Here is a 19,195-nt window from a genome sequence, read left to right as displayed (position 1 = left end):
AATAGCACGACGCTTAAGATTGCAACAGGGGCGAGATCAGTCGGCGCAGCAGTTTCTCTGGGGCGGGAGTTGGTTCACGGAGAGCCAGTAGGTCATCACCTGCTTCATGTCCGAACAGAACTGGTTGTAGTCCACGGGTTTACGGATGTAGCTGTTGGCACCCAGGTTGTAGCTGTCCGAGATGTCCTGCTCCTCGGTCGAGGAGGTGAAAATCACCACGGGGATCATCCGGGTCCGGACATCGTCGCGCATCCGGCGCAACACCTCGAGGCCGTTCACCTTGGGGAGCTTGAGATCGAGCAGCACGAGCAGCGGGCAGACCGAGGTATCCCGGTCGGCAAAGCGTCCGGAACCGAACAGGAAATCCAGCGCCTCGGCTCCGTCGCGGGCCACCACGATACCGTACGGCATGTGCTTGCGCACCGCCCGCAGTGTCAGGGCCTCGTCGTCGGGATTGTCCTCAACCAGTAAAATCATCTTGTTCATGGGCCCCTCCTCGTCGGGTGCCTGGTTCGTTGGTCATGAAAGGCCTATAACAAGTTTCCCAATAAAGTGCAATGATTTTAATAATTAAGCTTTTATCCTACAGGAAGCCCCCAACAGCTTGATTTTTTACCTGTACGATGCGATACTACGCCAACTTAACCTGTAACGGAGGAGTCCCTATGTTTGGATTCGGCATGCCGGAACTCATCGTCGTCCTGGTAATCGTGCTCGTGGTATTCGGCGCCGGACGGCTCCCCGAAATCGGCGGCGCCTTGGGCAAGAGCATCAGAAACTTCAAAAAAGCCTCCAACGGCAAGGAAGAGATCGAGATCAAGCCCGGCCGTCCCGACGACGAGAAGAAGAGCGAGTAACCTCGTTTACCTTCGGTTCCCACAAAAGCCCCTGTCCAGGGGCTTTTTTTATGTCCCCCCGGCCTTTCCCCTCCGCACATTGAGCTCTCCACGGCTTCCTCAAGCCCCTTCTTTAAATACTATCAATACTGTCAGTATCTTGCAGGGTCTTGCCAGTCAATGCATGGCTGGTATGCTCAGTAGTCAGGGCCGGTAACTGCATTCACTGACACAATCCCGGCCCTCCCTACTCACAGGACTACGGTCCTTCAACAAAAGGAGGTGCGTTGTGAAAAGGATCACTGCATTGGTTCTGGCTATTTCCATAGCAGGACTTTCACTGCAAGGGTGTTACGGGAAGATGGCACTCACCAGGAAGGTCTATGCCTTGAACGGTAGCGTCCAGGACAAGTTCGTGCGCAGCCTGGTTACCTGGGCCTTCATCATCGTTCCGGTCTACGGTGTCTCCGCGCTGGTGGACTTCGTGCTCTTCAACACCATCGAGTTCTGGAGTGGCAAAAACCCGGTGGCGCAGGGGGAGAAAGACTTCCGGTTCGCCTCGGGCGACGGGAGCTACCAGGTGCACGCCCGGAAGTCAGGAGACCGGGTGAACTACCAGATCAGCTACTTCGAAGGGAGCAGCTATCGGAATACTCTCTCTCTGGATTGGGACCTTAAGACCGGCAATTCCACCGGCGTTCTCACTGGCGACGGTGCACGCACCGATTTTTTTGCCGCCAAGAGCAAAGATGGTATCATTGTCACCAAACGGGAGACCGGTAACAGCCAGCATCCCGTTGTGGTAGCTCAGTACCGATAATCTCAACGTACCTCATGCAGTACCACCACAACCAGGGAGGACTACCATGAAAAAGGTTCTATCAGCAGTAGCGATGACCCTCGTACTTTCCGGAGCAGCCTATGCCGCAGCGGATGCCCATCGCAACACCGGTTGCGGCCTGGGAACTTTGATCTGGGAAAATAGGGCAGACAACTCGATACTGCTCCAGGCGTTCCAGGCGACCACCAACGGCACCTCCGGGTCCCAGACCTTCGGCATCTCTTCCGGCACCTCCAACTGCCAACAGCCGAGCAAGTTCGTCTCGAATGACAAGCTGATCAATTTCGTGCAGGCGAACATGGACAACCTTGCCAAGGACATCGCCATGGGCAAAGGCGAGACCCTGGACACCTACGGCGAGCTGCTGGGTGTCGCCCCGGCGCAGAGTGTCGCTTTCAACTCGAAGCTGCAGAACAACTTCGGCAGCATCTTCACCTCTGAGCACGTTGTCGTGGCTGAAGTCATCGACAACACGCTGACCGTGCTCAACAACTGATAAATTTTCGGCATCTTTAGCGGCAAAGGCACCGCGGAGCGATCCGGGGTGCCTTTGCTGTGTTCTTTTCCCAGGAACCCATGACCCTCTCCCGCCCGGCTCGTCTGCTCGCATCCATCGCCACACTCGGTTTTCTGGTCTCCCTTGTTTTCCCGGTCCCGGCATCTGCTCAACCGGCTGAGGACCCCTACCTCGTCGAACTGCAACAGCGCGCGGTCCAACAGTCGCTGGCCACGGAGCGCACCTGGGAGGTGCTGCTGCACTACACCCGCCCCTGGAAGGGGGGGATAAAGAGCCGCATCGACGACCCCGCCTTCTTCCTCGCCCCGGGAGGACGCAGTGAGCCGCAGCTGGAGCTTCTGGCCACTTTAGCCCAGATGTTTAAGACCCCGGACCGGGACGGCGCCTATCTCGCCTGCCGGTTTCCCGCGCGCTTTGCCTGGCTCACCTCCCGGCTGGGCATTGACCCTGCGCGGCTCCCCGAGTACCGCTGCAGCGAACGCGACAAGGCGCTGGCCGCCGTCGAGGGGCGCAGCGCGGTGCTGGTCTTTCCGGTCGGTCACATCAACAGCCCCGCCTCGATGTTCGGGCACACCCTGATCCGCATCGACGGCAGCAGCAAGAGCAGCCTCATCTCCTATGCCGGCAACTATGCCGCCGTCACCACCGATACCAACGGTTTCGTCTACGCCTGGAAGGGGATCTTCGGCGGCTACAAAGGGCTCTACTCGCTGATGCCCTACTACGTGAAGGTGAAGGAGTACAACGACCTGGAGCATCGGGACATGTGGGAGTACCCGCTCAATCTCTCCCCGGACGAAGTGAAGGCCATGCTGAACCACCTCTGGGAGCTGCAGAACATCACCTCCTCGTACTATTTTCTGGACGAAAACTGCTCGTACAACCTGCTCTTCCTGATCGAGGCGGCTCGCCCCAGCCTGCAGCTGACCAAGCGGACCGGGCTCCTCGTACTCCCCACCCAGACCATCGACATCGCTCTCCACAGCGGGATTCTCGAGCTTCCCCGCTACCGCCCCTCCCAAGGGACCCGTATCCGGCATCTCGGCTCCTTTTTGGACGATGCCGGGCGTCAAACCTCCTGGCGCTTGGCCCATGGAGCAGCCTCCCCCGACGAACTCGGCAGGCTCGACAAGAAGCAGCAGATTGCCGCCCACGACGCCGCCATCGAGTTTCTCCAGGTCCGGCTGGCCCGTCGCGAACTCTCCCAGGAGGAGTTCAATCAGAAGTACCTGAAACTGTTGGCGCAGCGCAGCGCCCTGGGAGCCGCACCCGAGGAGCTCTACCGGATTCCGGAGCCGGCGCGCCCCGAGTCGGGTCACCAGAGCTCCCGGGCTTCGCTGGGTGCCGGATTACGACGCGGTGAGCCCTATGCCGCGCTCGGCTTCCAGCTGGCGCTGCATACCCTGATGGACCCGGACCAGGGGTATATCAGGGGAGCACAGATCAAGTTCCTGGATACCGCGCTCGACTACCGACTCCCCGACGACGGGATGCGGCTGCGCAGCCTGCACCTGGTGGACATCCTGTCGCTTACCGAGCGCGACCTCTTTTTCAAGCCGCTCTCCTGGAAGGTCAGTACGGGGTGGGATACCGAACTGCTGCGCGATGGTACCGACCATCTGATCTACCGGCTCAACACCGGCGGGGGCGTAGCCGGCGGCTCCCCGTTCGGGGGAATCTGGTACGGCTTGGGAGAGGTCGATGTCAACCTCGGCACGGGGTTGCGGGGAGACGCCGCTCTTGGCCTCGGAGTCAGTGCCGGAGCGCTGGAACAGCTCACCCCCTGGTGGAAACTCCACCTAAGCGCCTCGATCTTCAGCTTCGAGCTCGGGGACCAACGCACCAGGATCAAGCTGTCGCTGGATCAAAACCTGCGGCTGGCCCAGAACGACAGCTTGAGCCTGCTCTACTCGCGGCAGTTCGTGAACCGGCACCACGTCGAGGATGTCAGCCTGCTGTGGAACCACTATTTCTGAGCTGCACTGAGATTCATGCCAGGAGTTGCTACGTTGGATGAGATCCGGATATTCCGTGCGCAGCGCGGTCAGTCGGAAGCTGCAGGCACTGTTCTCTAACAACAAAAGGCGGATTCGACAATTTGCCGAACCCGCCATGACACTTCTCACCATATGTAGCGATCCAGGTGAACCTGCACCGGCAACACGTCCAAAGGCGCGGCCCTTTCCGCTAGCCGCCGGAGCTACTTCTTCCCGCTTTTCGACTGACCTTCTTTGTGCTTTTGCTGTTCAGTGGTCTTTGGCTGCTGCCGCTCGCTTTGCCGTTCCATCCCGACGCCGCTGCGGGTCTGCTCCGAATCGGAGCGTTGTTTGCCTTGGCCTGCACTTTGGCCCGTTTTCTGTCCCTGTTTCCCTTTGCTGTCCATGGCTACCTCCTGTGTAAGAGGGCCGCGCCAACCTATGCACGTGCCGCGCGTGCCGGCCCGCCGCGCTTCGGGCCGCTATCCTTGTTCAGCCAGCCTCCTTGGCTAGTGTCGATTTCTTCGGGGCCAGTTTTACTTCCTGTACCTTTCCGGCAATGCCCCGCAACTCTTCCTGGCTGAAGACCTCGTTTCCCAGCGCAAACAGCTCCTCCTCTTCCTCCTCCATGTGACGCGTTATCAGCTTTTTGAGCACCGACAACTTTGCCGACCAGCGGGCATCGTCTCCGGCGAGGCTCGTGAAGGCACCGATCAGCTGCCGGACCACCTGATGTTCCTCGTAGCCCACCAGCACCCTCGCGCGGGCCACGTCGTTGTGCTCGAGGGCGGTGTAGAAGAAACGCTCCTCGGCTTCCAGGTGCGCCAGCAGCTCTTCCTGCAGGGTGAAAAAGAGCTCTTTGCGCTCCGCCAGCTCGGCCGGTTCGGTCTTTTCGATCTCGTCGAAGAGCTGGCGGATCCTGCTATGGTCGCTACGCAACAACAGATCGAGGCCTTCTCCCGGGACATGCTCCCGTGCAGCTATGTCTTTCCCTTGGCTGTTCCCCATCAGGGTCCTCCGATTGGCGCTCTGTCGAGCCTCACCAGCTGTCTGCCCACACAGAAGGGACGACCTCCTCACCACGAGCGGGTCGTCCCTGGTGCTATCAGGTGAGATTCCGGTGACCGGGTTTGTCCGAGGCCGCGAAATCAGACTTCGCCTCACCCTCGGTACCCACATCGCCGGCACCGGTCTGTTTCAGGATCTCGACTGCACGTTTCTTCCAGTCTGCGTTGTCGCAGTGGACCGAGAGCAGGATACCCCCTTCTTTGATCCTCCCCTCGTAGCGCTTGGCTTCGTACTCGGGGATGCCCATACCTACCAACGCCCCCGCGATACCGCCAACAACGCTACCAGCCCCGATACCGGCCAACAGGGAAACGATCGGCCCGGCCGCGATGAACGGTCCGATGCCCGGAATCGCCAACGCGCCGATACCGGTAAGCCAGCCGAGCGCTCCCCCGATCACTGCACCGGTTCCGGCGCCCGCCGAGGTGCCTTCAGGCATCTTGGTATGTTTCTCGTGGGCGAAGTCCTTGGTTCCCAGGTTCTCAGAGAAGAGAACCGATATGTCTGTCGAGCGGAAATCCGCATTTTGCAGCGCCTGCACCGCTTCTTCCACGTTCTGACGGGTCCGATAGATTCCGAAGACTGCGATGTTCTTTGCCATGATCTATCTCCTTTTTAGCTCTGGGCCGGATGCTCACTTCTTCTCAGGTTCCGGCACCTTTGCCCCTTTTTCGCGAGCCTCGGAAAGCCCGATGGCCACCGCCTGCTTCGGGTTGGTGACCTTCTTTCCGCTCCCCCCGCTTTTCAGCTCGCCTTTCTTGAACTTGTGCATCGCCTCTTCCACGTTTTCTTGCGCTTTTTTACCGTATTTGGCCATTTCACCCTCCCTTGCCCTGAGCTAGCGCCATGTCGCTAAACCCGCCCCATCAGGGCCAGAATGAGCAGGATCAGGAGAACCAGGCCCAGACCGCCGCTGGGATAGTACCCCCAGCTCGCGCTGTAGGGCCAGGTAGGCAGCGCGGCCACCAGTAGTAAAACGACGATGATCAGCAAGATGGTTCTCATGGCTTCCTCCCCGGTAGCTGCCTGATCCCTCGGTAAGCCCGGTGCTCACACCGTCAGTTCAGGCAATCTACACCATATTGGCTAATTTTAATATTCTCCCTCTGTCAAAACTTTGTCAATGGGGTTGGCTTGTGGCGCGAAGCGGCAATCCTCACCGCTTTCCGGCTGTGGTGTACTCCTGCTCGAAGCGCGGCAGTATCGCCTTGAAGAAGGCGTTCCGGATCAGCTCGACGATGATCTGCCACGTGCTGGTGTGGGGTTTTTGCAGCGGCCCCGAGATGGTCGCCTTGGTGGCTACCTGCTGGCGCGGCCGGTTTTCCAGGAGCTTGGCCACCCCCCCGATCAACATCTCGTAGACCTTGTGGAACAGGCTTTTCTCCTTGTCCTTGCGCTTGTCGTAGACCTTCATGTCCTTGAAAAACGGTTTAAGGTACCCGGTGATCACGTTGTTCCTGACGTGCAGCTCGGTTACCAGCGAGAAGGTCCCGGCCGCCACGTCGAAGTTGCCGTAGGCGCGCAAGAGGTCGTTCAACGAGGTCAATTGGGTGTTGTCGATCTTGACGTAGAGATCGAGATCGGGCCCCTGCTTCTCCGCTCGGAAGGCACCGGTGACGTGGGTCGGCCCGTGCCCCATGAACTTCCCGTCCAGCCGGGCCTGGGCCGGTCCCTGCGCGAACTGGTTCGAGAAGTTGCTGATGTGAAACGTGGTGTCGGCGAGGTAGACCCGGTAGGTCTTGCCGGGTTCCCGGTTCACTATCCCGAGGTTGCAGCCGCTCAGGCTGATGTCGTCTGCGCTGATCAGGACCCCCGGCTTGTTGCTGACCTCTTTGGCCCCTTTGCCGACCACCGCCGCGCGACGTTTTTCCGCTCCTGCCGTGGCGGGAGAGTGGATGTAGTCGAGCTTCATGCCGCTGATGGTGAGCTCCTTGAGGTGCGCCTTCTTGATTTTCGGTGCGTACTCGGTATCCCCCGAGGCATGCAGGACACCACCCTCGATGGCAAGGTTACTGCGGGCCAGCATCGGCTTGAAGTAGCTCATCGGGATCTTTTCCAACTTGAAACCAGCCTTGACCCCGGGGATCGGTTCGGCGAGGAAGTTCGCTTTGCCCTCGACGACGCCATGCCCCGTGCCGAAAATGTCGGTCTCCAGGTGAAAGGACGACGGGTAGACCTTGTCGGGCAGATGGATGTTGCGGATATTGCTCGCCTCCAGGTTCAGGTGGCTGAGCGTCAGCGGCCTTTTGGGGTCAAGGTCGATGTAGGTGATGTTGGCGTCGTTGATGGTGACCGTATTGATCTTGAGGGGGTAGATATCCTCGACGGCCTGCTGCCAGCCCCTCTCTTTCAGTTTCACCTTGCTGGTCGCCTCGCTGCGCAGCTGCTGCAGGTTGATATGCAGCCTTGGCCGGTCCAACTGCAGCTCGCCGACCAGGCGCCCGGAGAGGATCTCCCGCCAGTGCACACTCGCCTTCAGGACGGGGAATTTGGCGACGGGGGGATCCGGATGGGCCTGCTGGATGATGGTGAGGTCCTTGAGGGTGAGGGACAGGCCGATGAGCGCGAGATGCAGCCCGGGCAGTTTCACCGAGTACCCCTTGAGGTCGCGGTTGATCTTGCGCTCGGTCATGCGGCGCAGCGGCTCGTCGATGAAGAACGACACGATGTAGAGGAGCAGCGCGATACCGAGCAGTATCCCGAGTATCCAGCGCACGGGCCGCGATCCGGGAAGCAACCTGGTCCAGATACCTTTCGAGCCGACTGGCCCGCCACTCTCTTGCCTGGTGCTCTCTTCCTGTTTTCTGTCTTCCGCCATACTGTCTCCGGGACCACCAAACATTGGCGCACTCTCATAATTTAGGGCCTCGCACCTGTTTGTCAATGCGGAAATCCGTTGAATCTGCTCTACTTGGGGAAGGGAAACTCAGACAAGTGTGACCTTCCCGATCTACCGGGACCTGGCACTTCTCCGGCCGTCGGGAACCGGAAGGGAAGCTGTTGCCAGCAGACCCGAATCAGCACTATCCTGTGAACAAGGGGGCACGCGGCGCCGGCGCCCCCGGGAAGGAGGAGCGACCATGAGAGCCATGTGGTCCGGTTCCATCAGCTTCGGGCTGGTGAACATACCGGTTAAGTTGTTCAGCGGATCGGAAAGCAGGACCCTCGACCTGGACATGCTGCGCAAGGGCGACCTGTGTCCGATCAAGTACCTGCGGGTCTGCAAGCTGGACAACAAGGAGGTCCCCTACGAGGAAATCGTAAAGGGGTACGAGTACACCGACGGCGAGTACATCGTCCTTACCGACAAGGACTTCGAGAGCGCCAGCGTCGAGAAAACCCACCTGATCGACATCCTGGACTTTGTGGACGAGCGCGAGATCGATACCCGCTACTTTGAGAAGCCGTACTACCTGGAACCCGACAAATCAGGGACCAAGGCGTACGCGCTGTTGCGCGAGGCGCTGAAACGATCCGGGCGGGTAGGAATCGCGAGCTTCGTGCTGCGCAACCGGGGAAGCCTCGCGGTCATCAAGCCGCTCGACGACCTGCTGGTGCTCAACAACATCCGCTTCCAAAACGAGATCCGCAGCCCCGCCGAGCTGAAACTGCCCGGCTCCGAGAACCTGCGCGAGCAGGAAGTGGCGCTCGCCCTCACGCTCATCGACCAGCTCACCACGAAATTCGACCCCGCAAAGTACAAGGACAAGTACCTGGAAGACCTGAAGCGGGTCATCGAAGAGAAGGCCCAGGGGAGGGAGCCGCAGCCGGCGGCCGCTCCGACACAGCCGGGCAAGGTGATCGACATGATGGAACTGCTGAAGGAGAGCCTGAAGCAGAAGAAAAAAGAAGCCGCCTGATCGGAAGGACTAGGCCGGGCCGAGGGAATCGACGGCACCGTACCGCAGCCTTGGGAGGAGACGTATGTTCTCGCCTCGCAAGTACTTCAAGCTGGGGTCGACTAGCTATCTGGAACTAGGCAAGCGCGTTTACCAGAAGATAAACGACGCGGACTGCTCTGCACACGCCGCGGCAATGGCCTACTACTTCCTCTTTGCGATCTTCCCCTTTTTCCTCTTTCTCACCACCGTCATAGGTTATCTGCCTATCCCCCACCTGCTCGATTACGTGCTGCAGAGCGCCGCGCGCGTGCTCCCCAGCCAGGCCTTCGACCTGCTCCAGGACAATATCCGTGCGCTTTTTATGAACAAGAAGCAGGGGCTCCTCTCCATCGGGGTGCTCCTGGCGCTGTGGGCATCCTCTAACGCCATGGTTGCCATCATGGACGCGATGAACAAGCTCTACGAGGTTAAGGAAGGGAGGCCGTTTTGGAAGCTGCGCCTCACCGCCATTTTCCTGGTGGTTGCCTTGTCATTTTTGTTCCTGCTCTCGCTGGCCCTGCTCATGTTCGGGACCCAGATCGGTGACCTGGTGGCCAACCTGATCAACTTCGGGCGGGCCTTCCGCATCGCCTGGGACATCCTGCTGGTACCGGTCATCCTCATTCTGCTCTCGCTGGCCGTCGCCACCGTGTACTACTTCACCCCCGACGTGGAGCAGAACTGGAAGTGGATATCCCCCGGTTCGGTCGTGGTGATCCCGCTCTGGATCCTGATTTCCCTCGGCTTTTCCTTTTACATCAATAATTTCAGCTCTTACGACAAGACCTACGGCAGCCTGGGCGCGGTTATCGTGTTGTTGCTCTGGATGTACATCAGCGGCTTCATCGTACTGGGCGGCGCCGTGGTGAACGCGGTCATCGAGCATAGTTCCCACGAGGGGAAGGAGCCGGGCGAGAAGGTCGAGGGAGAAAACACACAGCAACCGAAAGAGCGGCCCTGGTGGTCGGGCTTTTGGAAAAGCAGGCGGGAATCGAAAGGGAAGCCGTAGCCCCCGTAGTGGCACCGGTACCTGAAATTCGCGAGAGAACTGCACCACGCTAGGTTCTCACAGCACACCAGCGGGAGGACTGCCCACTGAACAGTATCCGCCACGCAAAAAAAACGCCGCTCCCGAACCGGAAGCGGCGTGATGTTCTGGTGGCATCGAAAAGCCTACTTGTTGATCTGCCCCCTTATTTCGCCGTCGGGGAAGGTACCGGTAATGATGTTGATGTAGGTTTTGCCAGCGCGGATCAAACGCACCAAGTCAGCGACCTTCTTACCCTGCAGTTCTCCCAACAGGTTCTCCTCGGTGATGGTCCATTCGGCGAGAACCCCGCTGAACCCGCCGACCTTGGCTGGTCCGCCGAACAGTCCGGCTATCGGCGGCCCGTTCTCGCCACGCTTACCTCGATACAGGTGGGCCGCGACGGGGCTGGTGAGATTGGTAACCGTGAGCTCGAAACTGAGCTCCCCCTCGTACAGGTTCAGTTTGAGGTCCCCGGTCGCCTGGGTCTTCACCGGCGGCACTTCTTGCTGTCCATCGAGGACCGTAGCGTAGCGGTTCTTCTCGGCGGACGCCGGGAAGGCGGAGAACAGCACGGCGGCAAACAGCAGCAGTGGCAGCAGCTTTTTCATGATCTACCTCCCGGCGGCCGACCCGCCTCACATGGTCCCTTCCGTTGAACCGTCCCCCTTCACCGCCGTTCCGGCGCCTTCCCCCTTGGGCTTGCCCCCTTCCAGATTAAGCAACCCGAGGATCCCCCGGATCGGGATCGAGACCCAGTCCGGGCGGTTGTTGAGCTCGTACCCCAGTTCGTACACCGCCTTGTCCAGCATGAAGGTCTGCAGCATGACGTCGACCTGCGCGGGGTCCTTGGGGATGAGTCCCGCCCCCTCCACCTGTTTCAGGTAGGAGGCCAGGAAGATCCCGGCGTTATAGCGGTACCAGGTCTCGGCCCAGGGGATCAGGTACGGGATGTCTTCGGCGCGGATCTGGCTGCGCTGCATCAGGACCGCGTACGGGGCATAGAAGAAGGAGCGCATCATGCCGGCGACGTCGCGCAGCGGAGACTGCTTGAGACGGCGCTCCGTCAAAGACTTCACCGGTTCCCCCTCGAAATCAATGATGACGAAGTCCTTTCCGGTGTAGAGAACCTGGCCCAGGTGGTAATCGCCATGGGTGCGGGTTTTCATGGCAAGGAACTTTTCCGAGGTAAAGCGGTGCAACACCGCGAGGATCTCCTGTTCGTGATCGAGCAGGCCCAGGGCGTCGGCGCGGTGCTCCTTGGCGAGCCGGGTCACGTTGCGGCGCAAGAGGTCCAGGGTCTTCTTGGTCCGGCTGCGCATCGACTGGTATACCGAGCGCTGGTAGAGCAGGCCGAACGGCTCTGGCGCAAAGGACGGGTCGTCGCCGCGGGAGGCGAGCGCCAGATGGAACTCCGCGGTCCGCCTGCCGAGTACCCCGACCATCTCGGCGTAGAAGCCGCGCATCAGTTCCAAAAGCTCCGGCGCAAGGCCGGCGGTCTCGCCCGCCGGGGGGTTGGTCCCGTCCGGCAGCGCCGGGGTCTTGACCTCGTCCCGGTGGGCCAGTACCCGGTCCAGGAACTGGGTCACCTCTCCGAGGGTGAAGGTCCAGGCGTCCCCCTGGCTCGCCACGAATCCCTGCAGGAGCGCGAGGGTTACCGGCTCCCTGCCGGCACGGTGGTACTCCAACTGGCCCGCCATCGGCGCCAGCTGTTCGAAGTCGGTGCGGTTTCCCAGAAACTTGCCGATCTCCACCTCGGGATGCGTCCCCTCTTCCATGCGTCGGTAGATCTTCAGGAAGAAGGTCTCGTCGTACAAGACGGCTGAGTTGCTCTGCTCCCCCTTGCCGATGAGCGAGGCGAGCGGCAGGGCCCGCTCTCCAAGGAGTGCCGAAAATCCCGGGGACGGACGGCCGTAGAGTCTGCCGCTATCGGTGCGCAGCGCCTTGCGCCGAGCTATCAGCGCCAGGAGCTGCTGACGGAACTGTCCGTTGGCGAGCGCGTCGTAGAGCACCCCGGGCTTCCCGTCGACCTCCAGGGTGGTCACCACAGCCCAGGGGAAACCGCCCACAAGGGCGTCGCCACCTGTCTCGAGCGGCAGAAAATGCAGCGGCAGCAGGTAGTTCTCGGCGCTCCCCTCGCTGTAGGTCACCTCCAGGACGGTCAGCTGGGCGGTTGAGCCATCCAGCTCGAAGGAGATCTGCTCCGCGATCACCACGTGGGTGATGATGCGGCTTTTCCCCTGGAACCAGCGGCATTTCTTCAGATACTCCGAAAGGATCCCCTGTTCGAGCTGGCGCCGCGCTGCACCGCTAAAGACCTGTTCCCAGCTGCCGCGCACCGCCAACTCCCGCGGCGTCGCCGAGACCTTCTCCTCCCCTTGGGTCAAAAGCATCAAGTGGTAGCCGTAGGGGCCGACGATGACCACGTAGGGGGCATCCTTGATGGCCGGAAACTTGGTGCGCCCCAGCATGTCTTCCGGGTACATCCCGGTGAAGCGCGGGTGGTTGATCTGGACGTACTGGGAGGAGCGCGACAGGTTCACCAGCACCAGGATGGTCTGCTCCTCGAACTTGCGCAGCATGACCAGGATCTTCGGGTTGTCCAGGGTGATGAACTCCACACTCCCCCAGCCGAACGCCTTGTAGCGCTTCCTGAGGTCGATGAGCCGCTTCATCCACCACAGAAGCGACGAGGGGTTCTTGGCCTGGTTCTCGACGTTGATCGCCTCGTAGTGGTACTCCGGGTCGATGATCACCGGCAGGTAGAGCCCCTGCGGGTTACAGGGGGAGAAGCCGGCGTTGCGGTCCGCGCTCCACTGCATCGGGGTGCGCACCCCGTTGCGGTCGCCCAGGTAGTAGTTGTCCCCCATGCCGATCTCGTCGCCGTAGTAGATGATTGGGGTCCCCGGCAAGGTGAAGAGGAGCACGTTCATGAGCTCGATCTTCTGCCGGTCGTCCCCCATGAGCGGCGCGAGCCGGCGCCGGATCCCCAGGTTGATCCGGGCGCGGGGGTCGCGGGCGTAGATCCGGTACATGTAGTCGCGCTCCTCGTCGGTAACCATCTCCAGGGTCAGCTCGTCGTGGTTGCGCAGGAAGAGGGCCCACTGGCACTCCTGGGTGATCGTGGGGGTCTGCTGCAGGATGTTGATGATGGGGAAGGAATCTTCCATCTGGACCGCCATGAACATGCGCGGCATGAGCGGGAAGTGGAAGGCCATGTGACAGGCCGCGCCGCCTCCGAAGTAGGAAGCGGCGTCTTCGGGCCACTGGTTCGCCTCAGCCAAAAGCATCCGGTCCGGGTACTTCTGGTCCAGGTAGGCGCGCAGCTTCTTCAGGAACTGGTAGGTCTCCGGGAGGTTCTCGCAGTTGGTCCCCTCGCGCTCATAGAGGTAGGGGACCGCATCCAGCCTCAGCCCGTCCACCCCCATTCCGAGCCAGAAATCGATGACCCGGAACAGGGCGTCGTGCACCCGGGGGTTGTCGAAGTTGAGGTCGGGCTGGTGCGCGTAGAAGCGGTGCCAGAAGTAGGACTTGGCCACCGGGTCGCGCGACCAGTTGGAGGTCTCGAAGTCCTTGAAGATGATCCGGGCATCGGCGTACCTGTCGGGGGTGTCGCTCCAGACGTAGAAGTCGCGCCAGGGAGATCCGGGTTTGGCGTGGCGCGCCTTCTGGAACCAGGGGTGCTGGTCCGAGGTGTGGTTCAGTACGAGCTCGGTGATGACGCGCATGCCGAGCTGGTGGGCGCCGCGCAGGAAATCCTGGAAGTCCCGCAGCGTGCCGTAGTCGGGATGGATGCCCCGGTAGTCCGCGATGTCGTAGCCGTCGTCCCGCAAGGGGGAGGGGTAGAAGGGGAGCACCCAGATCGCGGTGACACCCAGGTCGCGCAGGTAGGGGAGCTTGCTCAAAAGTCCCCGGAAGTCGCCGATCCCGTCGCCGTTACTGTCGCAGAAGCTCCTGACGTGCACCTCGTAGATGATGGCGTCTTTGAACCAAAGAGGATTGCGTTCGCCTCGTGTCGGCATGTCCTCGTCCTTTCTTAGAGGTAGTAGTCGAAGTCTCGCTCGCGGCGCAGCCAGCTCCGGATCCGGAAGAGGCGCGCCGGGGTCTGGGCGGGGTCAAGCAGGATGCTGTTCCAGGCCCCCTGCCAGATGAAGTGGTCCCCGCTCAGGAGGTCCTGCACCAGGTAGGACTGCCCCGGCTTTATCCCCAGTTCCTCGAGCGGGACCTGGATGCGCACCTGTTTGGCGTGGAAGGGGTCCAGGTTCACGAGGCCGAGCACCGTGTTGGAGCCGTCCGGGGTGCTCTTGCCGTAGAAGATCACCCCGTCGTCCTCGGCCGGGTAGAAGGTGACGTTGTTGGTGCGTTGCAGGGCGGGGTTCTCGCGGCGTATCCGGTTCAAGGCCGCGATGACCGGCTTGATGTTATCCGCCGCGTCGCGGTCCCACTCCTGGAGCTGGTACTTCTCGGCGTGCTGGTACTCTTCGCTCGCCGGCTCGGCAGCGGCCAGGCAGAGCTCGTAGACCGGGCCGTAGATGCCGTAGCTCGAGGAGAGGGTGGCGGCGAGCACCAGCCGGACGATGAAGGCGGGGCGCCCGCCGACCTGCAGGTACTGGTTCAGGATGTCCGGGGTGTTGGGCCAGAAGTTGGGGCGCAGGAACTCGCGGGCCTCGCCGCGGGTGAGTTCTTCCAGGTAGTCGATCAGCTCCTGCTTGCTGTTGCGCCAGGTGAAGTAGGTGTAGGACTGGTCGAAGCCGAGCCTCGCCAGCCGGAACATGAGTTTTTGCCGGGTGAAGGCCTCGGCGAGAAAGAGCACCTCGGGCGAGCGCTGCTTCGCCTCGCGGATCAGCCACTCCCACAGCGGAAAGGGCTTGGTGTGCGGGTTGTCCACCCGGAAGATGCGCACCCCCTGGTCGATCCAGAAGAAGAGCACGCTTCTCAGTTCCTCCCAGAGTTCGCGCCAGGAGGCGGTTTCGAAATTGAAGGGGACGATGTCCTGGTACTTCTTGGGCGGGTTCTCCGCGTACTGCACCGTGCCGTCCGGCCGCCACAGGAACCACTCGGGGTGCTCCGCCAGGTAGGGGTGATCCGGCGAGCATTGGAATGCGATATCGAGGGCGATCTCCAGCCCCTGTTTCGCTGCCTCGCGCACCAGCTCCCGGAACTCCTCCAGGGTCCCCAGCTCGGGGTGTACCGCCTTGTGGCCACCCTCGGGTGAACCGATGGCCCAGGGGCTCCCGGGATCGCCCGGTTCCGCGCTGACCGCGTTCGCCCTCCCCTTGCGCTTGGTCATCCCGATGGGGTGGATGGGCGGCAGGTAGAGGACGTCGAAACCGAGTTCGGCAAGCTCCGGGAGCAGGGCCTGGACGTCCTTGAAGGTGCCGTGCCGCCCTCCCCTCCCGCAGGAACGGGGAAAGAGCTCATACCAGCTGCTGAAGACCGCCCGCTCCCGGTCCACGGTCACCGAGAGTTCATCAGGATAGCGGGTGGCCAGGTCGCGTGCGCAGCAGCCGCTGATGGTACTGGCGAGCTGAGCGTCCAGCCCTATGGTGACGGCGCGCTGGCGGTTGGGGGCGTGGGCCAGCGCTTGAGCCGTCTCGCGCAACTTCTCCGCCAGCTCCGAGTAGGCGAGCTCCGCGGCCTTCTCGATGTGCTGCACCCCGATCAGGATGTCCACCGCGATGTCCTGCCCTGCGGCGTGCCGCTTCTTGAGATCCTTCTGCCAGGTCAGGAAGTGGTCTACCCAGCCCAAAATCGTGTAGTGGTAGGAGCCGAGTTCCGTGAGGGCGAAACTCCCCTGCCAGCGGTCGTTCTCCAGGCGGCTCAGCGGAACCTCCTGCCAGCCCTTCTCGTGCTGGTGCCGGTAGAGCAGGACCCCGGCGACCTCGTCGTGGCCGTCGCTGAAGATGTCCGCCTCGACCACCAGCTCGTCACCGACAACCCGCTTCACCGGGTGACGCCCGCAGTCGATCTGCGGGGTGATGGACTCGATGACCACGCGTTCTCTGCCTTCCATGGGGTACCTCGGTCGGTTTTCCAGCGTCGATTGCGGTGCCGGGAGCGCCCGCTCCCACTGCGGGAGTGTGCCTCTGGTCCGGCGGCCCTTCCCGCGTCGTTCTCCTCGCCTACCTCTTTTCCAGCAAGGCCACCGGCGCAGTGGCGAAGAGGCGCGCCAGCGGGAGCGCAGTCCGGCCGGCGTGCTCCACGGTTTCCAGCTCCTCGTCGGTAATCACGTTGCGGTAGCGCCCCGCCGCGCCGTCAAGCAACAGCAGGCTGTCCAGCCAGACCTCGCCAAGCGGCAGCTGCCCCGGCTCGGGCGCCAATGAGGCGAGCATCCTGGGGACCGCTGCCAGTAACGTCTTCGAGGCGCTGCGGCGCAGGAAGGCGCAGACGTTGCCGGACCGGGCACCCTGGGCCTCCAGCGGCAGATAGTCCCCGTACTCGAAGGTATCCCGGTTGCCCTTGCGGAAGTTGAGCACCCGGTAGATGGTGTACAGCTTGATCCAGCCGTTCTCGCGGCTCTCCACCAGCTGGCGTACCAGCTCGCGGGGCCCCAGGTCGCGCTCGCGCGCCTTCAGCCCGGCCAGGGCCTTGAGCCGCACCTGGTAGTCCACCGGGCGGCGGTTGTCGGGATCCACCAGCGTCAGGTCCCAAAGTTCCGTCCCCTGGTAGAAGTCGGGGCACCCGGGGGACGCCATCTTCAGGAGGACCTGGGAGAGCGAGTTGAACAGTCCGAAGCGGGCGATCCGCTTCTGAAACGGGATGAAGTCGTCCAGGAACTCGTTGGGGCCGCCGCGGGCGAGGATCGCGTCCACGAAGCGCAGGAGCGCCTCCTCGTAGGGCTGGTTGGGGCTGATCCAGCTCGTGTTGGTCTTGGCCTCACGGGAGGCCTTGATGATGTACTCGCGGATGCGCCCCAGGAAGGTCTCGTACTGCTGCGGGTCCAGCTCTCCCAGCGGCCAGGCTCCCAAAAGCGTCTGGTAGAGCAGGTACTCCTTGTGATGGGTGGGGACCCGCATTCCTTCGACCTGGATCTCCTTGTCGCGGTTTAACCGGCTCCAGCGCTTGAGCGCCTCCCCCCATTCCTCCGGGATCTCGGAGAGGGCGTCGATGCGCGTCCTGACGTCCTCGCCGCGCTTGGTATCGTGGGTCGCGGTGGCGATCATGGCGTGGGGAGAATTCTTCAGACGCTCCATGCTCTGTCCGTGGAACGCCTCCAGGGTGGTGCCAAAGCGCCCCGGCATGCCACCCACTTCGTTCAGCGAGGCGAGCCGGTTGTAGACGTAGAAGGTGGTGTCCTCGAGCCCCTTGGCCATCACGGGTCCGGTGATCTGCTGGAAATGCATGGCGAAGTCGAGCCAGGCGGTGCGGTCGGTCTCGTCGGCGGTTTCCGGGAACCTGAGCAGCAGGACGTCGCGCAAGAATTCGAAGATCGAGGCGTTCATCGCCGGGTTCTTGCGCTGCGCCTTGGCGACCGCCGCCTCGATGTACTGTACGTCGCGCTCCCGCACCGTTCCGGGGATCACGTAGGTCCGGTACACCGGGAAACAGGCAATGACCTCGGAGATGGCCCGCACCAGGCTGTTCAGCGTGAAATCCCGGGTGAGCCGGTCGCGCTCCGAGATGGTGTTCAGCCGGTGGCCCAGCATGTTGGCCTCGCCGGAGAGGGAAACCTGCAGGACCAGCTTCTTCTTTTCGTACATGAGCTCGGTGAAGTCCGAGTGGTATCCCAGGAAATGGTCGTAGAGACGTTCGAAGGCCTTCCCCTGCTCGGTGTCCACGAAGATGCCGTTCACCTGGTTCAAAAAGTCGTAGCCGGTACTCCCGAAGACCGGCCACTCCTTGGGGAGCTGCTCCCCTTTCATCAGGATCTTTTCTACAGCGAGGTAGAAGGGACGGTAACCCGGGTCCAGTTCCACGGTACGCCGGTAGTCCGCCTCTGCCCCGGCCAGCTCCTTGAAACAGCTCTCCTGCAGTTTTTCCAGGTACCCCAAAGGATCGTAAAGCCCGTCCACGTGGTCGATGCGCACCCCGGTCACCTTCCCCTCCCGGATCAGCCGGAACAGGAGCTGGTGGGTCTGGTTGAACACCGCGGGATCCTCCATCCTGATGGCGGCCAGCGCGTTGATGTCGAAGAAGCGCCGGTAGTTGATCTCCTCGGTGGCGACGCGCCAGAAGGAGAGCCGGTAGCACTGGTCCTGCAGCAGCCGGTCCAGGAGGTCGAAGCTGTGCCGGTCGCCCACCGTGCCGTTGAAAACGGCGATGCTCTCCTCGAGGTGGCGGACCACCTTGGGCTCTTCGCGACAGAGCCGGTCCAGCCTCTTCTTGATGATCTCCTTCTCGCGGTGGCGCTCCTCCTTGAGATCTAAATCCCGCTCGGTCGATACCGGGAGGTGCTGCAGCGAGGTGACGATGCTGAAATACTCCAAGAGGGGGGGAGCGTCGCCGGAGAACTGCTCCTGGAGGCGCTCCTGGTTAAGCGACAGGACCTCCAAGGTCGACTTGGGCTCGATGGGAATGTGCATCCCGTAGTAGTCGATGCTGAAGGCTCCCTCGCGGTAGCTCAGTTTCAGCTCGCCACGCTCCAGCACCCTGCCGTACTGGTCCCCGAGAAACGGGAGGAGCACCTTGTCGGTCAGCTCTTTTTTTACCGGCGCCCAGTCGATGTCAAAGAAGTGGGCGTTAAGGGAACTGGGTCCGTTCTCCAGTACGTCCATCCACCAGAGGTTCTCTTCGCTCTCGACGCACATATGGTTGGGGACAAAATCGAGGATGTGCCCCATGCCGTGCCGCGTGAGCTCGTCCATGAGCGCCTGGTAGCTCGTCTCGTCGCCTACCTCGCGGTTCAAAAGCGTCTGGTTCACCACGTCGTAGCCGTGGATGCTCCCGGGCTTGGCCTGCAGATACGACGAGGCGTAGAGGTCGCTGATCCCCAGTTCGTGCAGGTAGCCGACGATCTCCCGTGCCTGGTCGAAGGTGAACTGGGCGTTGAACTGCAGCCGGTAGGTCGCGGATGGTATCCGGGGTTGTGGCAAGGCGTGCTGTGTCATGG

At 61.8% G+C, this 19,195-nt stretch carries 17 protein-coding genes; 6 read left to right on the top strand and 11 right to left on the bottom strand.

Annotated elements, in window-relative coordinates:
* Positions 1–36 precede the first annotated feature (36 nt).
* On the bottom strand, positions 37–486 hold the full coding sequence (locus H7688_RS06295) for a response regulator (protein ID WP_183360207.1): 450 nt from the start codon (positions 484–486) through the stop codon (positions 37–39).
* Positions 487–665: 179 nt separating this feature from the next.
* Between H7688_RS06295 and H7688_RS06290 the strand changes: the two genes are divergently transcribed.
* From H7688_RS06290 to H7688_RS06275, 4 genes are all read left to right on the top strand, one after another.
* Positions 666–857, top strand: a complete 192-nt coding sequence (locus H7688_RS06290; RefSeq protein ID WP_183360206.1) for a twin-arginine translocase TatA/TatE family subunit — start codon at positions 666–668, stop codon at positions 855–857.
* A gap of 268 nt (positions 858–1,125) precedes the next feature.
* Positions 1,126–1,656, top strand: coding sequence for a DUF3332 family protein (locus H7688_RS06285; RefSeq protein WP_183360205.1), 531 nt, complete (start codon positions 1,126–1,128; stop codon positions 1,654–1,656).
* A gap of 46 nt (positions 1,657–1,702) precedes the next feature.
* The gene (locus H7688_RS06280) at positions 1,703–2,173 is read left to right on the top strand and encodes a DUF3015 family protein (protein WP_183360204.1); all 471 of its coding nucleotides are present in this window, start codon (positions 1,703–1,705) and stop codon (positions 2,171–2,173) included.
* 80 nt (positions 2,174–2,253) lie between these two features.
* Positions 2,254–4,170: an Lnb N-terminal periplasmic domain-containing protein gene (locus H7688_RS06275; protein WP_183360203.1), complete on the top strand. Its 1,917-nt coding sequence runs from the start codon at positions 2,254–2,256 to the stop codon at positions 4,168–4,170.
* 224 nt (positions 4,171–4,394) lie between these two features.
* On the opposite strand, the gene H7688_RS06270 is transcribed toward H7688_RS06275, so the two are convergent.
* The 6 genes from H7688_RS06270 to H7688_RS06245 form a co-directional block, all read right to left on the bottom strand.
* Positions 4,395–4,577 carry a hypothetical protein gene (locus H7688_RS06270; RefSeq protein ID WP_183360202.1) on the bottom strand — a complete coding sequence of 61 codons (183 nt, stop codon included), beginning with the start codon at positions 4,575–4,577 and terminating at the stop codon, positions 4,395–4,397.
* Between the two features lie 85 nt (positions 4,578–4,662).
* A complete protein-coding gene (locus H7688_RS06265) occupies positions 4,663–5,178 on the bottom strand; it encodes a hemerythrin domain-containing protein (protein ID WP_183360201.1) in 516 nt (171 codons plus the stop codon).
* Between the two features lie 97 nt (positions 5,179–5,275).
* Complete coding sequence (locus H7688_RS06260) at positions 5,276–5,839, bottom strand: quinol:electron acceptor oxidoreductase subunit ActD (protein ID WP_183360200.1); 564 nt, start codon at positions 5,837–5,839, stop codon at positions 5,276–5,278.
* A 33-nt stretch (positions 5,840–5,872) separates the two neighbouring features.
* Complete coding sequence (locus H7688_RS06255; RefSeq protein WP_183360199.1) at positions 5,873–6,055, bottom strand: DUF6496 domain-containing protein; 183 nt, start codon at positions 6,053–6,055, stop codon at positions 5,873–5,875.
* 35 nt (positions 6,056–6,090) lie between these two features.
* Positions 6,091–6,243, bottom strand: coding sequence for a DUF3309 family protein (locus H7688_RS06250; RefSeq protein ID WP_183360198.1), 153 nt, complete (start codon positions 6,241–6,243; stop codon positions 6,091–6,093).
* 151 nt (positions 6,244–6,394) lie between these two features.
* Positions 6,395–8,056: a DUF748 domain-containing protein gene (locus H7688_RS06245; RefSeq protein WP_183360197.1), complete on the bottom strand. Its 1,662-nt coding sequence runs from the start codon at positions 8,054–8,056 to the stop codon at positions 6,395–6,397.
* A gap of 262 nt (positions 8,057–8,318) precedes the next feature.
* On the opposite strand from H7688_RS06245, the gene ku reads away from it, so the two are divergent.
* Both ku and H7688_RS06235 read left to right on the top strand, forming a co-directional pair.
* Positions 8,319–9,098, top strand: coding sequence for a non-homologous end joining protein Ku (ku, locus tag H7688_RS06240; protein ID WP_183360196.1), 780 nt, complete (start codon positions 8,319–8,321; stop codon positions 9,096–9,098).
* Positions 9,099–9,162: 64 nt separating this feature from the next.
* Complete coding sequence (locus tag H7688_RS06235) at positions 9,163–10,128, top strand: YihY/virulence factor BrkB family protein (RefSeq protein WP_183360195.1); 966 nt, start codon at positions 9,163–9,165, stop codon at positions 10,126–10,128.
* A gap of 164 nt (positions 10,129–10,292) precedes the next feature.
* On the opposite strand, the gene H7688_RS06230 is transcribed toward H7688_RS06235, so the two are convergent.
* From H7688_RS06230 to treY, 4 genes are all read right to left on the bottom strand, one after another.
* Positions 10,293–10,757 carry a CHRD domain-containing protein gene (locus H7688_RS06230; protein WP_183360194.1) on the bottom strand — a complete coding sequence of 155 codons (465 nt, stop codon included), beginning with the start codon at positions 10,755–10,757 and terminating at the stop codon, positions 10,293–10,295.
* Positions 10,758–10,784: 27 nt separating this feature from the next.
* Positions 10,785–14,168 (bottom strand): maltose alpha-D-glucosyltransferase, encoded by a 3,384-nt coding sequence (treS, locus tag H7688_RS06225; RefSeq protein WP_183360193.1) that lies wholly within the window; start codon positions 14,166–14,168, stop codon positions 10,785–10,787.
* A 14-nt stretch (positions 14,169–14,182) separates the two neighbouring features.
* Positions 14,183–16,159, bottom strand: coding sequence for a maltotransferase domain-containing protein (locus H7688_RS06220; protein ID WP_183360192.1), 1,977 nt, complete (start codon positions 16,157–16,159; stop codon positions 14,183–14,185).
* Between the two features lie 109 nt (positions 16,160–16,268).
* Positions 16,269–19,193 carry a malto-oligosyltrehalose synthase gene (treY, locus tag H7688_RS06215; protein WP_183360191.1) on the bottom strand — a complete coding sequence of 975 codons (2,925 nt, stop codon included), beginning with the start codon at positions 19,191–19,193 and terminating at the stop codon, positions 16,269–16,271.
* Positions 19,194–19,195: the final 2 nt, after the last annotated feature.

The sequence above is a fragment of the Geomonas limicola genome (assembly GCF_014193675.1).
Lineage (GTDB): Bacteria > Desulfobacterota > Desulfuromonadia > Geobacterales > Geobacteraceae > Geomonas > Geomonas limicola.
The sequence above is the reverse complement of the archived record's forward strand: the minus strand, read 5'-3'. Positions and strand labels throughout refer to the sequence as shown.

What these genes read in the sequence shown, in the direction of transcription:
- H7688_RS06295 (WP_183360207.1), bottom strand. Translation starts at nt 486, where the DNA reads ATGAACAAGATGATTTTACTGGTTGAGGACAATCCCGACGACGAGGCC.
- H7688_RS06290 (WP_183360206.1), top strand. Translation starts at nt 666, where the DNA reads ATGTTTGGATTCGGCATGCCGGAACTCATCGTCGTCCTGGTAATCGTG.
- H7688_RS06280 (WP_183360204.1), top strand. Translation starts at nt 1,703, where the DNA reads ATGAAAAAGGTTCTATCAGCAGTAGCGATGACCCTCGTACTTTCCGGA.
- H7688_RS06275 (WP_183360203.1), top strand. Translation starts at nt 2,254, where the DNA reads ATGACCCTCTCCCGCCCGGCTCGTCTGCTCGCATCCATCGCCACACTC.
- H7688_RS06270 (WP_183360202.1), bottom strand. Translation starts at nt 4,577, where the DNA reads ATGGACAGCAAAGGGAAACAGGGACAGAAAACGGGCCAAAGTGCAGGC.
- H7688_RS06265 (WP_183360201.1), bottom strand. Translation starts at nt 5,178, where the DNA reads ATGGGGAACAGCCAAGGGAAAGACATAGCTGCACGGGAGCATGTCCCG.
- H7688_RS06260 (WP_183360200.1), bottom strand. Translation starts at nt 5,839, where the DNA reads ATGGCAAAGAACATCGCAGTCTTCGGAATCTATCGGACCCGTCAGAAC.
- H7688_RS06255 (WP_183360199.1), bottom strand. Translation starts at nt 6,055, where the DNA reads ATGGCCAAATACGGTAAAAAAGCGCAAGAAAACGTGGAAGAGGCGATG.
- H7688_RS06250 (WP_183360198.1), bottom strand. Translation starts at nt 6,243, where the DNA reads ATGAGAACCATCTTGCTGATCATCGTCGTTTTACTACTGGTGGCCGCG.
- H7688_RS06245 (WP_183360197.1), bottom strand. Translation starts at nt 8,056, where the DNA reads ATGGCGGAAGACAGAAAACAGGAAGAGAGCACCAGGCAAGAGAGTGGC.
- ku (WP_183360196.1), top strand. Translation starts at nt 8,319, where the DNA reads ATGAGAGCCATGTGGTCCGGTTCCATCAGCTTCGGGCTGGTGAACATA.
- H7688_RS06235 (WP_183360195.1), top strand. Translation starts at nt 9,163, where the DNA reads ATGTTCTCGCCTCGCAAGTACTTCAAGCTGGGGTCGACTAGCTATCTG.
- H7688_RS06230 (WP_183360194.1), bottom strand. Translation starts at nt 10,757, where the DNA reads ATGAAAAAGCTGCTGCCACTGCTGCTGTTTGCCGCCGTGCTGTTCTCC.
- treS (WP_183360193.1), bottom strand. Translation starts at nt 14,168, where the DNA reads ATGCCGACACGAGGCGAACGCAATCCTCTTTGGTTCAAAGACGCCATC.
- H7688_RS06220 (WP_183360192.1), bottom strand. Translation starts at nt 16,159, where the DNA reads ATGGAAGGCAGAGAACGCGTGGTCATCGAGTCCATCACCCCGCAGATC.
- treY (WP_183360191.1), bottom strand. Translation starts at nt 19,193, where the DNA reads ATGACACAGCACGCCTTGCCACAACCCCGGATACCATCCGCGACCTAC.